Raw genomic sequence first — 17,057 nt, 5'->3', positions numbered from 1 at the left:
CGACGAAAAAGTTGAACTGGAAGCTACTACAGAGGGAGTAGAGATTACTCTTTCTTTTCCGAACGACGGGGAGACCATTATTTTTATTTGAAGGCTAGTTCCTCGGTGCCACTGTAACCGACGTTGTCGGCTCCAACTTGAAGGTTGAAATGTGTGCCTACTCGAAAGATAGACTGGCGATCTATCGTTATCCGCCCCCGTCACTACAACCACAATGTGGTGTAGTGACGGGGGCGGAAAGACCAGAAATTTCGCGGCTTCCAGAGCAGATTTTGGGATGGATTTGGGGTTCGGTCTAACTATACTGGACTCAGATACAACGAAAACGGTTCCAAACGCGGCCACAGCGATAATGTGGATGAGGGGCTTCGCCCTCGCCATCGTAACTGGCAAAAACGGAAAACCGCGCAGCTTGACCCAGAGATTCAATAGCGCAAGCAACCTCCGGGTTGTGGGTCATTTCAACAATGCGGCAACCACTAACGACTCGGGGTCAGTATCATTCGATTCCAAGTAAAAGTCGTGGTTTGCCATTCAAATTTACGTGGCTAATACGCCGCGTATTCCAAAAACGCTAAGCGAGCTTTCGTTTGGTCAACCGTGGTCTTGCAATCACGTCTTTCAATGACATTGGTAATCCAGCGTCGTTCGACGGTTCTTCAATTCAGACGCGAATCCCCGTGGTGAAGCGTCAAGGAGGTTTATGACCACTTGATTCGGTTTCCTCGAATCATGGACAGAACAGCGTCCAAAACTTACCGATGCTGATCGATCAGTGTCATGTCAATCAACTCGACAACCTTGAGGTTGTCTCTAAAACGCAATACGGAGCAATGGTGCCGTATTCGGGAGAATTCGACTCCACCATTACCGTTCGGGAGATTTCTCGAACAACAGACAGTAATCCGTCTGTAAAACCGCGACTCGGAACTTGCCGTGTCGTTTACATTCACTCAGTCGTCTTCGTACGGCTCTTAAACTCAATGCGGACTGACTGTGTCAGACCAACGGTTCCGCATGTTTGAAGGAGGTGAACTTTTCACCCGTTGGTGGGGCTCTACGAGCCTTGAGAAACTATCGCAGTGAATTCCTGAACAGAGGAGAAACTGTGTGCCTGAGACCAGGCGTGTCAGGTCGAGGGGAGTGGTGTCCCCAGGCATTTCCGCGTCAGCGGTACCATCTCGGATCCGATCCGGGAGGTAGTCACAAACACTAACCGAAGAGGCATACACTATGCGCGATCTGGAATACCAACTCAAACAACTGTGCCTTCGTAATCGCGATGGCAGTCACAGCACCCAAGCCAACCGGGCGAAAATCTTGAAACTGGTGGCTGATCAGCTCCAGGAGATGGGCTACCGGCGCATGGGTGTAAGGTCGTTAAAACCGAAACACGTAGACGCTCTGACAAAGCGTTGGTTGTTAGAAGAGCTGTCGTCGGGGACCATCAAAAATCGTATGAACTGCCTACGATGGTGGGCGGACAAGGTCAATCGAGGCAATGTTATTGCACGGTCGAACGATTACTACGGCATTCCTGACCGGCAATTAGTGAGCCAGAATTCAAAGGCTCAGCAGTTGACCGACGACGTATTGCAACAGATTGCCGATCCCTATGTGCGAATGAGCTTGGAGCTGCAACAGGCATTCGGGCTGCGACGGGAAGAGGCCATCAAATTCATCCCCAGCTACGCCGATCAAGGTGATCATATTCACCTAAAGGCCAGTTGGACAAAGGGCGGTAAAGAGAGACAAGTACCTATCCGCACCCATCACAGCGTGACGTGCTGGACAGAGCACTCCGATTGGCCGGTAATCGATCTCTGATACCTGAAGAAAAATCCTACATACAGCAACTGCGGCTGTATGAACGGCAGACCGCCAAATCGGGTTTGTCCAGGCTTCATGGTCTGCGCCATTTTTATATCCAACGGCGCTACCAGACACTCACAGGGTGGGCAGCACCAGCGATGGGAGGTCCAACCATTGATCAACTTGGTACAGAACAAAGGCGAAGAGATCACGAAGTGCGGTTAATCCTCAGTGCCGAACTTGGCCACAACCGCGCAGAAATCCTCGGTGTTTATCTTGGCCTCTAACGGATATTCGAATAATCACTGAGAGGATTAGATGTGTTCGATTATAGCAAGCAACTTGTACTGTGCCACACACCCATTACAGGAGAGCCTGAACGTGAACAAAGTGATCAGCTCAAATTTGAGTGTGCTCTATCCCTTCATCATTAGTCTATCCGTGGGCTGGAATTCAACAGTATTTGCGTCCGATGGCGAAGAATTTTTCCCCAGTGCACCTATTCAGCAAGTTCGATACACCGTTGCTTATGCCACACCACTGCAAGGTCAAATGGACTTTAGTCCATGATCCCGTGCATCGATTGCTGGCCTTCGAGCGTTGTCGAGACGCCCCCGCAGCGACTAACGAATTTACACTGATAAAGAAGCAATAGAAGGGTGATACTCATGGAAGCGGTTATCTGCGCCTTTCTATTGATTTGCGGACTGGTACTCACGGTTGGCAATGAGACTGGTGGCGCCAGTCAGTCAAGCAAGAAACCCCAGTCGATACGCATTGAGCCTCAAAAACCCACTGACGATGTTGATGTTTGCGGTAAACCGGGATCAATCATCATCGAACGAAATCTTCGAGGGGCGCCCGACAGGGTTGTGGAGATACCAAACGGCAAGTCATAAAGTATACGAAGGCCGGAGGATACTGGCGTTTGGGATTTGCACCATGCGCGAGTGTGGGCCAGAATGTTGCGAGAAGACGCTGAGCTCGGACGAATCAATGACTTTTGGGTGGATAATACCCCAGTTCGCTGGTCATCTGCTCCGCTTCCATCTGTTCTGCCATCTCTTGAAGGGGTTTACCTGGAATAACAGACACTCGGCGCGGATCAAGCGCATCACCGCATTCCGAACAACTCATGACAGGGCGGGTTGTCTGGCCGCAGTCTCGGTGGACATGCAATAAAGGCTGTTCGCCATCCGGAATCATCCAGGTATTGCCCCAGTTGACCAGCGCCAAAATCACCGGATAGAGATCCAGCCCCTTTGGCGTGAGCTTATACTCATAACGTTTGGCGTTCTCCCCATAAGGGACCTTCTTGAGTACTTCTTCCGCCACCAGCTTCTTTAAGCGATCAGCGAGCAAATGCCGCGTTAAGCCCAGTTGTTCCTGAAACTCTTCAAAACGGCGGGCACCGAGGAAGCTGTTTCTCAATATCAGTAAGGTCCAGCTGTCGCCCACGACCCCCAGAGATTTCGCAATTGCACAGGGCTTATTCGAATGCTCAGTCCACTTCACCGTCTTGGTTCCTATTGAATGGGATAGTCATGATGGCAATTGTATCTTGAGCAGTTCTAAAAAAGAACTTATAATCCACAATAGTTCCTTTTGGGAACTTAATTGCGCGTTGGAAAATAGGTGACGAATGAAAGATTTACACAAGTTCTACATCGGGGGCCAATGGCTAGACCCTGAGTGCCAGCAGCACCTGGAGGTCATCAACCCCGCTACGGCGGAGGCTTTTACGTCTGTGGCGCTTGGTGATGCTGCGGATGTGGACAGGGCGGTTCAGGCGGCGCGCCGTGCTTTCGCAGAATACAGCCAAAGCCGTATCGAGGAGCGGTCGGCTTTGCTTGCGCAAATCATCGAGTGTTATAACGACTATCGAGAGGAGCTGGCGAGTGCTGTTTCCCTGGAAATGGGGGCTCCAATCAGTTTGGCACGCAAGGCACATGTCCCTGCCGCCCTGGCTCATTTTCAAGTGGCGCTGGAGGTGCTCAAGTCCTATTCCTTCGAACACCAGTCCGGCAGTACGACGATCTTGAAAGAACCGGCAGGCGTGTGCGCGTTGATCACCCCCTGGAATTGGCCGCTGAATCAAATTACCTGCAAAGTGGCTCCAGCGCTTGCGGCAGGCTGCACCATGGTCCTCAAGCCCAGTGAAATTGCTGCGGTATCCGCCCAGGTGCTGACCAAGGTCATGGCAGAGGCAGGCGTTCCCAACGGCGTGTTCAACCTTATTCACGGGGATGGTGCCGGTGTGGGAGCCCCTCTGGCGGCTCATCCAGACGTTGATGTGGTCTCTTTCACTGGGTCAACCCGAGCGGGTGTGGAAGTCTCGAAAGCGGCGGCGAGCACGGTTAAACGTGTGGCGCTGGAACTTGGCGGAAAGTCCGCCAACATTGTGCTTGATGATGCCGATTTGGCAAAGGCGGTGAAACGTTGCGTAAGATCGGTGATGACCAACAGCGGACAATCCTGCAATGCGCCAACCAGGCTGCTGGTGCCACGCAGCAAACAAGAGCAAGCCGTTGAAGTGGCACGAGCTACGGCCGCAACCATTGTCGTCGGTGATCCGGCTGACGAACGCACGATAATGGGCCCCGTCGCCAGCCGATCACAGAGAGACAAAGTACAGGGTTTGATTCTCAAGGGGATAGAGGAGGGGGCACGGATGGTCTTTGGCACAGAAGACGCCCAACCAGATCTGCCGGGCTATTTCGTTGCTCCCACCGTATTTGCCGATGTCACTAATCAAATGACCATCGCGCGCGAAGAAATCTTCGGGCCTGTCCTGTGCATTTTACCTTATGACGATGAACAAGAAGCCATCGCGATTGCCAACGACAGCCCCTACGGCCTTTCGGGCTATGTCTGGGGGCCCAAAGAACAAGCTTTGCGGGTCGCCAGGCAACTGCGTACGGGCAATGTGCATCTCAACGGCGCCCCTGAGGATTTTCACGCGCCCTTTGGCGGTTACAAGCAATCCGGTAACGGTCGAGAGTGGGGAGCCCAGGGTTTCGAGGAGTTTCTCGAAGTCAAAGCGATCATGGGCAGCTCCTGACGACATCCATCAATCATCAACGATACCTGAAAATTACCATTATGAATCTCATAGAATTTTACTACGACTACGTCAGTCCGACATCTTATCTGGCCTATAAGCGGCTACTGAAAATGGCGCAAGCGCGTTCGTTGAAGATTGATTACAAACCGGTACAGATTGGCGGCATATTCAAACAATCAGGCAATAGCTCACCCGTGAGCGTCCCGGCTAAACTCAATTGGATGTGGGATGACATGAGTCGCCACGCCAGGCGTCATAACATCCCCATGATGAAGAATGACCACTTTCCGTTGAATTCGGTCTATGCCATGCGAGGGGCGTTGGTCGCCAAGGATCTGAATTGTCTGGCGCAATACAATGAGGTCATGTTCCGTGCCATGTGGGAACAGGGCGCCAACATCAGTGACATCGACGTGATGACTGAAGTACTGGCGCAAGCCGGGCTCGATGCCAAGTCGATCCTCGAAGCCGTGCAGAGTGACGCCATCAAAGCGCGCTTGCGGGCAGATACTGCGGCGGCAGTGGAGCGAGGTGTGTTCGGGGTGCCGACCATGATCGTTGATAACGAATTGCACTTTGGCCAGGATCGGCTGGACTTCGTCCTGGAGGCTGCAGAACGATGACGGATTTTCAATATCTCGAGTTCGGCGTCAACGACGGCGTCGCCACCATTACCTTGAACAGACCCGATGCGGCCAACGCCTTCAACTTACCACTGGCCTCTGAACTGAGGCAAGCGGCCAAGAGTGTATCCAGGCATTTCAGGAAAAACGGCGACCCCTATTCAACGGCTGACGATAAGGTGGAGTAGTGGCAATGAACGAAAAAACACAGAACACAGCTACGACAGCATCGGATCGCCACGAAGTGAACGTGGTGTGTTCCAGCTGCGATATCGGTTGTCCGCTGGTGGCGGAGGTCGAGAACAACAAAGTGGTCAATGTGCGCACCCATGACCATCCGGCACTGAAAGACTATATCTGTATGAAGGGAGCCCTTGCGCATAAAGGCTTTAACCACCCCGACCGAATCCAAAAACCGCTGAAACGCGTGGGCGAACGTGGCAGCGGCAAGTGGCAGGAAGTCAGTTGGGAAGAGGCGATGGATGACATCGCCGCACGCCTGAAAACCGTCGTGGCGCAGTATGGCCCAGAGGCGTTGGCCGTAGCCACCAGTCAGTGGAACACCTCGGTGGATAACGGCATGGGTCGCCGTTTTATGAACTTGCTGGGTTCACCCAACTGGATCAGTGGCGTGGCGCTCTGTGCGGGTAATACGTCGGCGGTTAATCGCATGGTCTACGGCTGGTTTCCACAACCGGACTACAGCAAGACCCAATGTATCGTGCTATTTGGCCACAACCCGGGCCAGCACCGTTGGGCGCCCGTACATCACAAGATTCTCAGGGCGCAGGAGAAGGGCGCAAAGCTTATCGTACTGGACCCCCGCCGCAGCGAGTGCGCCGAACGGGCGGACATATGGCTGCCCCTGCGCCCCGGCACGGACGCGGCTATGTGCCTGGGTTGGCTTAACGTAATCATTGAGGAACAACTGTACGATAAAAACTTCGTTGAAAACTGGACGGTCGGTTTCGAGGCCTTGTGTGAGCGTGTCAAAGAGTATCCCGTCGATAAGGTGGCCGAGATCACCGGGGTCGATGCCGATCTGATCCGGGAAGCTGCCCGGATGTACGCGACGGCCACACCGGGTATCATTCCCTGGACACCGATTACGGACCAGCAACTCAACAGCACCTCGGCCATTCGCCTGCACAGCATATTAAGAGCCGTCACGGGCAGTCTGGATGTGCCCGGTGGCGAGGTGCTGCACGGCTTCCACCCCAGCATTATCTCTGAAGATGAGCTGGAAATGCACGAAGCCTTGTCACAAACTCAAAAAGACAAGCAGTTAGGGGCTGCAGACCATCCCGCTTTTACCTATCGTGGCATGGAACCCTTGCGCGAACCCACCGAACGGGTTTGGGGCAAACCCTACGCCAATCTTATTACGGGTAATTTTATGGCGGTGCCCAGTGCGACCTTCCGCGCCATGGCTGACGCCGATCCCTACCCGGTAAAGGCCTTTATTTCACTGGGCAACAACAGCCTGTTGGGGTATTCCAATATGGATCTGTTGATGCGAGCCATGGACAACCAGGACCTGGTGGTGGTGCATGAACATATCATGACACCTACGGCGCAAATGGCCGATTACGTGCTGCCAGGCGACAGCTGGCTCGAACGCCCGCAGTTGTACGACGCGCTCGGTTGGGTGTCTACAATTGGCATCTCCAATCAGGCAGCAGAGCCTCCTGGCGAATGCAAAAGCGTATTCCATTTCTGGCGAGAGTTGGCCTTGAGAATGGGCTTTGAGGAACATTTCCCGTGGCAAAGCCTGGAACAACTGTACGACTACCGCTTGTCACCACTGGGTGTCAGCTATCAGGACTTTGCCGCCAACAACATGGCTCATGGCCCGAAGCTGGCGTTCAAAAAGTACGAGAAAACCGGTTTCGCAACCCCCTCAGGAAAGGTCGAGTTGAGTTCTTCGGTACTCGAAGGTTTCGGATTTGACCCGCTTCCAAGTTATCGTGAAGCGCCAGGCCCTTGTGAGCAGTATCCACTGATGTTGTTTATGGGCGTGCGCGACGATGAGTATTTTCAGACCGGCCATCGCCATATTCCTGAACTGCGTGAGCGTAAACCAGAACCGACCATCTATCTAAACCCAGAAACGGCAACTGAGTTAGCGGTTACCGCAACGGATTGGGTCTCTGTGACCACCAAAGGCGGCAGCGTAGCCGGTCTTGTTGAAATACGTGAAGACATGCCAGCGGGACTGGTTCGCGTTCCTCACGGTTGGTGGAAGCCCGAAACCCAACAGGGCAGGGAACATCTGTCCGGAGCACTAATTTATTCGGATTCTCTGATTACGATTGACGAGCCCGAATACCGAGATCCGGAACAAGGCATACCCCATTTGCGTGGTATTCCCTGCCGTATTCAAAAGCTGGTTGGCAAGCCTCTGTAAACCGGTCCGTGATACCCAATTTTGAATGAGCTAAAACACTATGATTCGTGATCAAGAAATACTAAACCAACTGACCGACACCATTGCCCGATTCGTACGTGAGCGGCTGATTCCGCTCGAAGATCAAGTGGCGGAAGAGGATGCGATTCCCGATGCGGTCATCCAGGAAATGCGGGAGCTGGGGCTGTTTGGTCTCACCATTCCCGAAGCCTACGGCGGTCTTGGCCTGACCCTGGAAGAGGAAATGCTGGTGGCGATGGAACTGGGGCATACCTCTCCGGCGTTTCGCTCCGTCATTGGTACCAATAATGGTATAGGCTCGGCCGCCATTGTCTTTGACGGCACGGATGAGCAGAAGCAGCGTTACCTGCCCAAATACGCCACCGGAGAACTGATCGGATCCTTCTGTTTAACGGAGCCCGATGTTGGTTCCGATGCGGCCTCGGTGAAAACATCCGCGGCCAAAGAGGGCGATCAATACATTCTCAACGGCACCAAACGTTTTATCACAAACGCCCCTCGGGCAGGTACCTTTACCGTCATGGCCCGCACCAACCCCGGCGAAAAAAAGGCCAAAGGCGTGTCCGCGTTTATTGTAGAGGCCGATTCCCCTGGCATTTCATTGGGTGCCAAAGACAAAAAGATGGGGCATGCTGGGTCCCACACCTGTGACGTCATTTTTGACAACGTTAAGGTGCCTGCTAATGCCCTGATTGGTGGAGAAGAAGGCAAAGGCTTCTACACATCTATGAAGGTGCTCGATCGGGGCCGTCTTCACATTGCCGCTGTCAGTGTGGGCGTGGCAGAGCGTCTGCTTGATGACGCTCTGCGCTACGCCATGGAGCGCCAACAATTTGGAAAGCCCATTGCGGAACACCAGCTTATTCAAGCGATGTTGGCTGACTCCAAGGCGGAATGCTATGCCGCCAAATGCATGGTGCTGGATGCCGCGCGAAAACGGGACGAGGGAGAAAACATCAGCACCGAGGCAAGCTGCTGCAAAATGTTCGCAACCGAAATGGTCGGGAGAGTGGCCGATCGCGCCGTCCAAATACACGGCGGGTCCGGGTACATTGCGGACTACGGCGTCGAGCGATTTTACCGTGACGTGCGTCTCTTCCGTCTATACGAAGGCACGACACAAATTCAGCAAATGGTCATCGCCAAGAACATGGTCAGGGATGCAAGTTAAGGAGTCTACAAATGAGTTTTGAATATCCCGAATTTGGAAATAACGATCTAACCACTATCTTTGAGAGTTATCCCCGTCGAGCCTCTTTAATGATTCGCTTGATGGCGGATGTAATGGCAGCAAGCAAGGAGCTCTCTGTAGGCGACAAAGAGCTGATCTTTGCGTTCACGTCCTACCAAAACGCCTGCCACTTTTGCTTCGAATCCCATAAGGTGATCGCCGAGAACCATGGGCTGGATCAGAGCACATTTGAACAAATCTTGGAAAATCTCGATGGCGCTGCCATCGAGGAGCGACTGAAAGCAGTTCTACATTTCGTTAAAAAACTATCTAATGATCCGTCCAGAATAGTGAAGTCGGATGTTGATTCGGTGATCAATCAAGGCTTCAGCGAGGAAGCCGTTATGGATGTTATCAGTATCTGTGCATTGGCCAACTATATGAATCGATTTGTTGATGGATTCGGGGTTGACATAACCCACGAACAGACGGAAAGCCTGCGTCAACAAGAGGCTTCAAACGATAACTATGATCGTTTGCTTAATCATCTAGATCGGTTGCAATAATTAATCAGTAGGTAAACCCCCGGCTATGCCGGGGGGGCTCGCATAGGTTTCGTCAAATCTTACCCTGGTACCCGGACGGCGCTTCCTTTTCTGAAACTCTTTCTCAAGCAGTGGAGAAAACTTGAGAACCCAGCGATTGAGGGTGCTGTGATCCACGTCAATACCGCCCTCTTTCATCATCTCCTCGATGTCACGATAGCTTAAGCAGTAAGCAACGTACCAACGAACACACTGAAGAATAACGGGAAGCTAGAGCACCCCCTGGCGAAACTTCGCCGGGGTAAATCCCGTCCAGGTTTTAAATGCCCGAATAAACGCAGAGGGTTCTGAGTAGCCCGTCTGAATCGCAATCGCTTCAATACTTAAATCCTTATTGCCCAAGGCATGCATGGCTATATCCCGCCGTATCTGGGATTTAATGGCATTAAAGCTGGTGCCTTCTTTCGCCAGACGCCGGCGAATAGTTTTTGTCGTTACCTCCATCTTCTCGGCAATATCTTGCAGCTCAATGACATTATCCTGTTGGCTAAAGCTTTCCTTCAGCAGGTTTCGAATCGTTTGACTGGTTTTGCCGCGAATATCTTGTGGCAGTAATAAATCCAACGGTAGCTGCCGGAGGTAAGCTTCGGCAGTAGCTTCGGTTTGCACGACAGGCAAATTCAGATAGTGCTTGTCAAAAGTCAGTCTGCACTGGGCGCAATCAAATTTCATCGGCGCGCCATAGAAAATATAACGATACTCCTGGTGGTAAGCGGGCGCAGGGGAGTCGAACTCCACTTGATTGAGAAGAATTAATTCATTGCAAAACCAATTGGCCACGCGGTGAATGGTGCCCATCCACATGTCCACGGCGATATCGTTGAGTACGCTGTTGTCGGCGTTTCGGGTGACGCTAATCTCAGCATATGGCTGGTCAATTGAGAGCGTGAGTTTCAGGTGGCGATTGAGAATATTGTTGAACTCAATCACTCGGTTCATGGCATCGTGAAGCGTGGGTAAGTGCATGGCACTTAAGATCAGGACCCTGAAAAAACCAGTCGGCGGCACGTCCCCGAATTTGTCGCTGAGCTCTTGGGCGGCTAAACGCTGAAGTTTAACGGTATTGGCCAGCGGCAACCGCTGGCCTGGCGTCTCTAGATCTGCTGGGTTGATATCACAGCGTTTCAGTAGCTTATCCAGGTCAATACCCCGTTGCCTGGCGGCAGACATCGTATCGGCAATCAGGCTGGCATTGATTGTAATTTCTTTATCCCGGCTGTCTGATGCCATTGTTATATGTCCTTTGTTATCAGTAACTTAAAAGCCTATAGCTGGGCTAGCCCCTTCAGCCGCTGTGTATACTGTTCTGGGATGCATGATTGTATGGCCTAGTGTCCCTTTTGGTCAATTTAAACTGTCTCCTCACATCATAGTTTTCACGCCTCTCGCGCCTTTACACTGGGTGCCAGTAGTGACAACAACAGTAGCGACAACGCCAAAACCGTTTTTACCCAGCCCAGACGCCCACATGGCAGGCATTCAACAAGAGGTATTCACAATGATCGAAAGAACACTCTATGACAGTGAGCACGAGCAATATCGCGACAGCGTGCGTAAATTCCTTGAGGCGGAAGTTGTGCCTTACCATGCGCAGTGGGAAAAAGACGGCGAGATTGATAAGGCGCTCTGGCTAAAGGCGGGTGAGCAGGGTTTTTTGTGCACGGGTGCCCCGGAACAATATGGCGGCGTTGGGGTTGATTTCCGTTATTCAGCCATCTTTGGTGAAGAAATGACCCGTCTCGGGTTGTCGGGTATCGTCGGTCTGGGGCTGCACTCTGATGTCGTTGTGCCCTATATCCTCAATAACGGCTCAGAGGCCATTAAGCAAAAATACATCCCCGGTTGTATTTCCGGTGAAATCGTCACCGCAATCGCCATGACTGAACCGGGTACCGGCTCTGATTTACAGGGGGTTAAAACCACCGCGGTACGCGACGGCGACGAGTATGTTATCAATGGTGCCAAGACGTTTATCACCAATGGTCAGCAGGCGGACCTGGTGGTGGTGGTGTGTAAAACCGACCCGGATGCGGGTGCCCAGGGCATTAGCCTGATTTTGGTTGAGACCAGCTCAGCGGGCTTTGAGCGTGGTACTAATCTGGAGAAAGTGGGCATGAAAGCCTCGGATACCTCCGAGCTGTTTTTCCAGGACGTTCGTGTGCCCAAAGAAAATCTTTTGGGGCAAGAGGGGCATGGTTTTTACTATTTGATGCAGGAGCTGCCGCAAGAGCGGATTGGCATTGCCATGGCAGCGATTGCCGGTGCCGAGACGGTGCTGGCGCAGACGGTTGATTATGTCAAAGAGCGTAAAGCTTTCGGCAAACCCATAGCCGCATTTCAAAACACGCAATTTAAATTGGCCGAGCTGGATGCCTTGGTTAGCGCGCAGCGAGTGTTTGTCGACCGCTGCCTTGAGTTGCATGTAGAGGGCAAGCTGGACGCGGTAACCGCTTCCAAGGCCAAACTCATTACCACTGAACTGCAAAGCCGGGTGATTGACGAATGCCTGCAATTACACGGCGGTTACGGCTACATGTGGGAATACCCCGTGGCGCGTGCCTACGCTGACTCCAGAATCCAACGTATTTTCGGTGGCACCAGTGAGGTGATGAAGTTGATCATCGGTCGCGCGCTGCTCGCGGACTAAAACCACGCCTTTATTTTGTTCGAAAAAAGCCTTAAGGAATTTATTATGAGTAACGCACAAGTCGTCGGCGTTGGTATGACCAAAATAACCAAACCCGGCCAGCAAGAACCCTATCGTGTGATGGCCTCTACCGCGATTAAGGCTGCCGTGGCCGATGCCGGCATTGATCCCGCGTTGATTGAACAGGCCTACGCCGGTTATGTGTATGGCGATTCCTGCGCCGGTCAACATGCGCTCTACGATGCCTTTATGACCGGCATTCCCATGGTCAATGTCAACAACAACTGCTCCACCGGTTCTACGGCATTATTCTTGGCCCGCCAGGCGGTAGAGAGTGGTGCGGTTGAGTGTGCACTGGCGTTTGGCTTTGAAGAGATGCAGCCCGGCATGCTGGGAAGCAAGTGGGATGACCGCGAAATGCCCATGGCAGATAGCGTCATGAAACGCCTGCACAACTGGGGTTACGATCTTTCTTTTCCCGCTGGCGCCAGTTTTGGTGCCGCCGGCCATGCCTATATGGAAAAGTATGACGCCAAGCCGGATATTTTTGCCAAGGTAGCGGTAAAGAGCCGTAACCATGCCATTAACAACCCACACTCCCTGTTTACCACGCCGCTGACCGAGGAAGACGTGAGTGGTTCACAAGTGGTGTTTATGGATTGGATGACCCGCTTTATGTGCTGCCCGCCCAGCTGTGGTGCCGGTGCGGCTATTGTGTGCAGCCCGGCCTTTGCTAAAAAGCACGGTCTCAAACAAGGCGTGGAAATTGCCGCCCAGGCGATGACCACCGATAACCCCGACAGTTACCAGGATGCCATGACCCTGGCGGGCACCGACATGACACGCCGTGCGGCCAATGCCGTGTATGAAAAATCCGGCATCAGCCCCGAAGATGTGGATGTCGTCGAACTGCACGACTGCTTTACCCCTAACGAAGTGGTGACCTACGAAGGTTTACAACTCTGTGCCGAAGGCGGTGCCACCGAAATGATCCTCAACGGTGACAACACCTACGGCGGCAAATATGTGGTTAACCCCTCAGGTGGTTTGATGTCAAAAGGCCACCCGCTGGGCGCCACCGGTCTGTTGCAGTGTTATGAGCTGGTGAATCAATTGCGCGGTACCGCTGACAAGCGTCAGGTTGAAGGTGCGCGCATTGCGCTGCAGCACAACCTTGGCCTGGGTGGTGCCGCGGTTGTGACCCTTTATAAAGCCCTTTAACTATTTTAATTGTCATCCCCGCGCAGGCGGGGATCTGGAAATCAAGAGTACAGTGATTATGAGTGAATTACGTTTTGATGATCGCGTGGCGATCGTAACCGGTGCTGGCGGCGGTTTGGGTCGTGAACATGCTTTAACCCTGGCAGCCCGTGGTGCCAAAGTTGTGGTAAACGATTTAGGTGGTTCTGTGGATGGCAGCGGCGCTGGCGCAGCCTCACCGGCCGATAAAGTGGTTGAAGAAATTAAAGCCTTGGGTGGCGAAGCCGTCGCCAACTACGACTCGGTAACCGATGGCGAAAAAATTGTACAGACCGCGATAGACGCCTGGGGTCGTGTGGATATTGTGGTCAATAACGCCGGTATCCTGCGTGACAAAAGTTTTGCCAAAATGGAAAACGCCGACTGGGATCTGGTGTATGAAGTCCACCTGAAAGGAGCCCAGCGTGTCACCAAAGCGGCCTGGCCATATATGCTTGAACAGAAGTATGGCCGTGTCATCATGACCGCATCCGCCGCCGGTATTTACGGTAACTTCGGTCAGGCCAACTACAGTGCTGCCAAGTTGGGGTTGCACGGTTTTGCACAGACATTGGCGGAAGAAGGCCGAGCCAAAGGCATCCACGTAAACACCATCGCCCCCATCGCCAAGTCCCGCCTGACAGTGGGCATCTTGCCGGAGCAGTTTATTGATGCATTGAAACCCGAGTTTGTGTCCCCGCTGGTAGCTTGGTTGTGTCACGAGAATTGTGATCAGACTAAGGGCTTGTTTGAGGTGGGCGCCGGTTATATGGCGCAAGTGCGCTGGGAGAGAAACAAAGGTAACAGCTTCCCCATTGACAAAGAGTTGACGCCGGATATGGTGGCGAACCGCTGGAACAAGATCACCAGCTTTGAAGGAGAGAATGAGCACCCCAGTGATACGAATGCGGCTGTGGGTGCAATACTTAATAACATTATGAATCCAAGCCTCGGCGGCAACGAATTTATCGACCTGGATTTGGCGATGAAGGCCGAAGCCTCCGGTGAAAACAGCTACGACGAGCGCGACCTGGCTATCTATGCCCTGGGTGTGGGTGCCGCCGCAGCCGATCCTCTGGATGAAAAAGAGTTGGCACAGGTTTATGAAAATAGCAGCGATGGCTTTAAAGCGCTGCCGACCTACGCTGCCATGCCAGGCATGAATTATATGTTGCAGCAGATGAAAGAAGGCAAGGATCTGCTTGAAGGGCTTAACTATGGTTTTGATCGTGTATTGCACGGCGAGCAATACACAGAAATAAAGCAGACCCTAAAACCCTGCGCCAAGTTAACTCACACCTATAAGGTAAAAGCGGTCTACGATAAAGATCCCCACGCCGTTGTAGTGACGTCCACGACCACCACCGATGAAAACGGGGTTGAAGTCGCCTATAACGAAAACGCAACCTTCGTCCGTGGTGCCGGTGGTTTTGGCGGTGAGCGTGGTCCAAGTGGCAGCATCAATGTGGCCCCCGAGCGTGAGCCGGATGCGGTGATTACCGAGACAGTACCCGTGGAGCAGGGTTTACTCTACCGTTTGTCGGGCGATTGGAATCCACTGCACGCCGATCCGAAATTTGCCAAAGCCTTTGGTTACGACAAGCCGATTCTGCACGGCATGTGCACCTACGGTTACTGCGGCCGCCATATAGTGAAGGCTTTTTGTGACAATGACCCGCGTTTCGTGAAGAGCATCAAGGTGCGCTTCGCAGAAAGTGTCTTCCCCGGTGAGACCCTGGAAACCCGCATGTGGAAAGAAGACGGCAAGATCATCTTCGAAACCCATATTAAAGATCGCAATCTGGTGGCGATTAAAAATGCGGCGGTGGAGTTGTTTGACGAGTTACCTGTCGAGGTTGAAGCCCCCGCTGAGGCAACAGCAGAGGCGGGTGACCAATTGATTGCCGAGGACCTGTTCACCGCCCTGGCGCAACACGTGGCCGCTAACCCGGAACTGGTCGGCAAGGTGGATACCACTTTCCAATTTAATGTGAGTAATCCAGACAGTCAGTGGTATGTGGACCTGAAATCCGGTGAAGGTAAAGTCGAAGCGGGCGTGTTGGACAAACCCGACGTCACGCTTGGTGTGTCAGAGGAAAATCTGATTGGCATGCTAACCGGCCAGGCCGATGCTCAGCAGCTGTACTTTGGCGGCAAGCTGGAGGTGAGTGGTAATGTTGCGGCCTCAAACAATCTTGGACCTGCCCTGGAAGGTATGGACCCTGGACTGATTGAGGCGGCAAAAGCGGCTCGCTTGAAAAGTTAAACAAGAGAGTAGGAGTACCCCTGCGTTACGCCATGTTAACCGTAGGGTTTTTGGGTGGTGGCCTGTCGAGCTATTTTCTTTCGGTACTCACTAGGCGTGCAGTTATGCCAGGATTTAAAAGCGGTCGAAAATGCCGTGGAATCCCGATAGCCGAGCAGTATCGCTATATTAATAACAGAGAAGTTCTTGTCGCGAAGATATTTGAGCGCTAATGAGGATCTAACCTGTTGTACTAAATGGCGAAACTGCGTGTCGCGCTCCTGTAATCGCAGCTGCAGGGTGCGACTCGACATATTCAGTTTCTCGGCCACATTCTTTAGCGTACATTCACCACTGGCCAGTTGATGGCGAATCATCGAATATAAATTCGTTGTAAATGAATCTGCCGTCCAGGAATTGTGACTTAAGAACTCATTCAGCTCTTCGTTCATATTGTCATAAACTGAGGTGGATACATGCAGCGGAGGGATATCCAAAATACTTTTGTCATAATAAAGCGCACTGGCCGGCTGATTAAAATACAGCGGTGCGCGGAGGACGTCATTAAGCATTTTGGTATCAGCTGGCTGGGAGTAGGTGACATCTACTCGTACTGGCCTGACAGGCAACATGCAAAACCCGTCCATCAGCATTGCAACACTTGATAAGAAATTATCCGTGAGCAAACAACGTGTTGGCGTTGCTGGCCGCTCAAAGCCCATTTCCAAGATAAGGTAATCAGCTTTGCGTTTGACAATGGAGCTTATCAGATTGCCCAGAGCCGGGTTCATCGCCGGTAGCAGGTTGATCCAGTCCCGAAAGGTGTGACTGGCTGACGCCACCGACATATAAAGATGGAAACTTTCCATATAGGAAATCCTGCCCATCAATAGGCCAAAATCTTCTTTGCCCATGGCCATTATTTCGTCGTGAAGGCGAAGGTATTTGTCGACCGAGAGGGTTGCATCTGGGCGGTTGAGTAGATCGGGGTCGAAACCTACCTTATGAGCCAGTGCCTCAAATGGCACTCCTAGTGCGTTGCACATTTTGGCCGTTACGGTCAATGCACTGGCGTAGACAATACTCATAATTACTTCTGTTCTGTCGTTTTTGGGCGGGGCGTGTGCTGGTCGGCCCTACAGATTAGCCCGTATGTTATCGAGATATTTGCGTATTATATAGACTTTCTGGCGCACTTCATAATTTCTTGGGGCTGAAATCCC

Annotated in this window: 15 protein-coding genes; 12 read left to right on the top strand and 3 right to left on the bottom strand. The window is 52.4% G+C overall.

The genetic code is table 11. The annotated features are described in order from the left end of the window. The first annotated feature begins 1,233 nt into the window (after positions 1-1,233). From HBA55_RS34280 to HBA55_RS34270, 3 genes are all read left to right on the top strand, one after another. Positions 1,234-1,827, top strand: coding sequence for a phage integrase N-terminal domain-containing protein (locus HBA55_RS34280; protein WP_240946442.1), 594 nt, complete (start codon positions 1,234-1,236; stop codon positions 1,825-1,827). A 366-nt stretch (positions 1,828-2,193) separates the two neighbouring features. Further along, a complete protein-coding gene (locus HBA55_RS34275) occupies positions 2,194-2,382 on the top strand; it encodes a hypothetical protein (RefSeq protein ID WP_167000251.1) in 189 nt (62 codons plus the stop codon). Between the two features lie 98 nt (positions 2,383-2,480). Further along, entirely contained in the window at positions 2,481-2,711 is a 231-nt protein-coding gene (locus HBA55_RS34270) for a hypothetical protein (protein WP_167000250.1), read from the top strand. 94 nt (positions 2,712-2,805) lie between these two features. On the opposite strand, the gene HBA55_RS34265 is transcribed toward HBA55_RS34270, so the two are convergent. After that, positions 2,806-3,327, bottom strand: coding sequence for a winged helix-turn-helix transcriptional regulator (locus HBA55_RS34265; protein WP_167000249.1), 522 nt, complete (start codon positions 3,325-3,327; stop codon positions 2,806-2,808). Positions 3,328-3,454: 127 nt separating this feature from the next. On the opposite strand from HBA55_RS34265, the gene HBA55_RS34260 reads away from it, so the two are divergent. The 6 genes from HBA55_RS34260 to HBA55_RS34235 are packed head-to-tail and all read left to right on the top strand — an operon-like array spanning position 3,455 to position 9,664. After that, the gene (locus tag HBA55_RS34260; RefSeq protein ID WP_167000248.1) at positions 3,455-4,873 is read left to right on the top strand and encodes an aldehyde dehydrogenase family protein; all 1,419 of its coding nucleotides are present in this window, start codon (positions 3,455-3,457) and stop codon (positions 4,871-4,873) included. Positions 4,874-4,914: 41 nt separating this feature from the next. Continuing rightward, positions 4,915-5,499, top strand: coding sequence for a 2-hydroxychromene-2-carboxylate isomerase (locus tag HBA55_RS34255; RefSeq protein WP_167000247.1), 585 nt, complete (start codon positions 4,915-4,917; stop codon positions 5,497-5,499). Continuing rightward, positions 5,496-5,687 (top strand): Clp protease/crotonase-like domain-containing protein, encoded by a 192-nt coding sequence (locus HBA55_RS34250; protein ID WP_167000246.1) that lies wholly within the window; start codon positions 5,496-5,498, stop codon positions 5,685-5,687. The genes HBA55_RS34255 and HBA55_RS34250 overlap by 4 nt, the downstream gene beginning before the upstream one ends. Before the next feature lie 5 nt (positions 5,688-5,692). Then, positions 5,693-7,906: a molybdopterin-containing oxidoreductase family protein gene (locus HBA55_RS34245; protein ID WP_167000245.1), complete on the top strand. Its 2,214-nt coding sequence runs from the start codon at positions 5,693-5,695 to the stop codon at positions 7,904-7,906. A gap of 40 nt (positions 7,907-7,946) precedes the next feature. Further along, positions 7,947-9,098, top strand: coding sequence for an acyl-CoA dehydrogenase family protein (locus tag HBA55_RS34240; protein ID WP_167000244.1), 1,152 nt, complete (start codon positions 7,947-7,949; stop codon positions 9,096-9,098). Between the two features lie 11 nt (positions 9,099-9,109). Next, positions 9,110-9,664, top strand: coding sequence for a carboxymuconolactone decarboxylase family protein (locus HBA55_RS34235; protein WP_167000243.1), 555 nt, complete (start codon positions 9,110-9,112; stop codon positions 9,662-9,664). 249 nt (positions 9,665-9,913) lie between these two features. Here HBA55_RS34235 and HBA55_RS34230 read toward each other — a convergent pair whose 3' ends face one another. Next, positions 9,914-10,933 (bottom strand): AraC family transcriptional regulator, encoded by a 1,020-nt coding sequence (locus HBA55_RS34230; protein ID WP_167000242.1) that lies wholly within the window; start codon positions 10,931-10,933, stop codon positions 9,914-9,916. Between the two features lie 268 nt (positions 10,934-11,201). Between HBA55_RS34230 and HBA55_RS34225 the strand changes: the two genes are divergently transcribed. Genes HBA55_RS34225 through HBA55_RS34215 form a run of 3 tightly spaced genes read left to right on the top strand, consistent with a single transcriptional unit; the run spans position 11,202 to position 15,855 of the window. Next, entirely contained in the window at positions 11,202-12,350 is a 1,149-nt protein-coding gene (locus tag HBA55_RS34225; RefSeq protein ID WP_167000241.1) for an acyl-CoA dehydrogenase family protein, read from the top strand. Positions 12,351-12,395: 45 nt separating this feature from the next. Then, positions 12,396-13,571: a lipid-transfer protein gene (locus tag HBA55_RS34220; protein WP_167000240.1), complete on the top strand. Its 1,176-nt coding sequence runs from the start codon at positions 12,396-12,398 to the stop codon at positions 13,569-13,571. Positions 13,572-13,629: 58 nt separating this feature from the next. Continuing rightward, complete coding sequence (locus HBA55_RS34215) at positions 13,630-15,855, top strand: peroxisomal multifunctional enzyme type 2 (protein WP_167000239.1); 2,226 nt, start codon at positions 13,630-13,632, stop codon at positions 15,853-15,855. A 35-nt stretch (positions 15,856-15,890) separates the two neighbouring features. Here HBA55_RS34215 and HBA55_RS34210 read toward each other — a convergent pair whose 3' ends face one another. Then, positions 15,891-16,922: an AraC family transcriptional regulator gene (locus HBA55_RS34210; RefSeq protein ID WP_167000238.1), complete on the bottom strand. Its 1,032-nt coding sequence runs from the start codon at positions 16,920-16,922 to the stop codon at positions 15,891-15,893. Positions 16,923-17,057 lie beyond the last annotated feature (135 nt).

The organism is Pseudomaricurvus alkylphenolicus (genome assembly GCF_011683955.1).
GTDB classification, from domain to species: domain Bacteria; phylum Pseudomonadota; class Gammaproteobacteria; order Pseudomonadales; family Cellvibrionaceae; genus Pseudomaricurvus; species Pseudomaricurvus alkylphenolicus.
The sequence above is the reverse complement of the archived record's forward strand: the minus strand, read 5'-3'. Positions and strand labels throughout refer to the sequence as shown.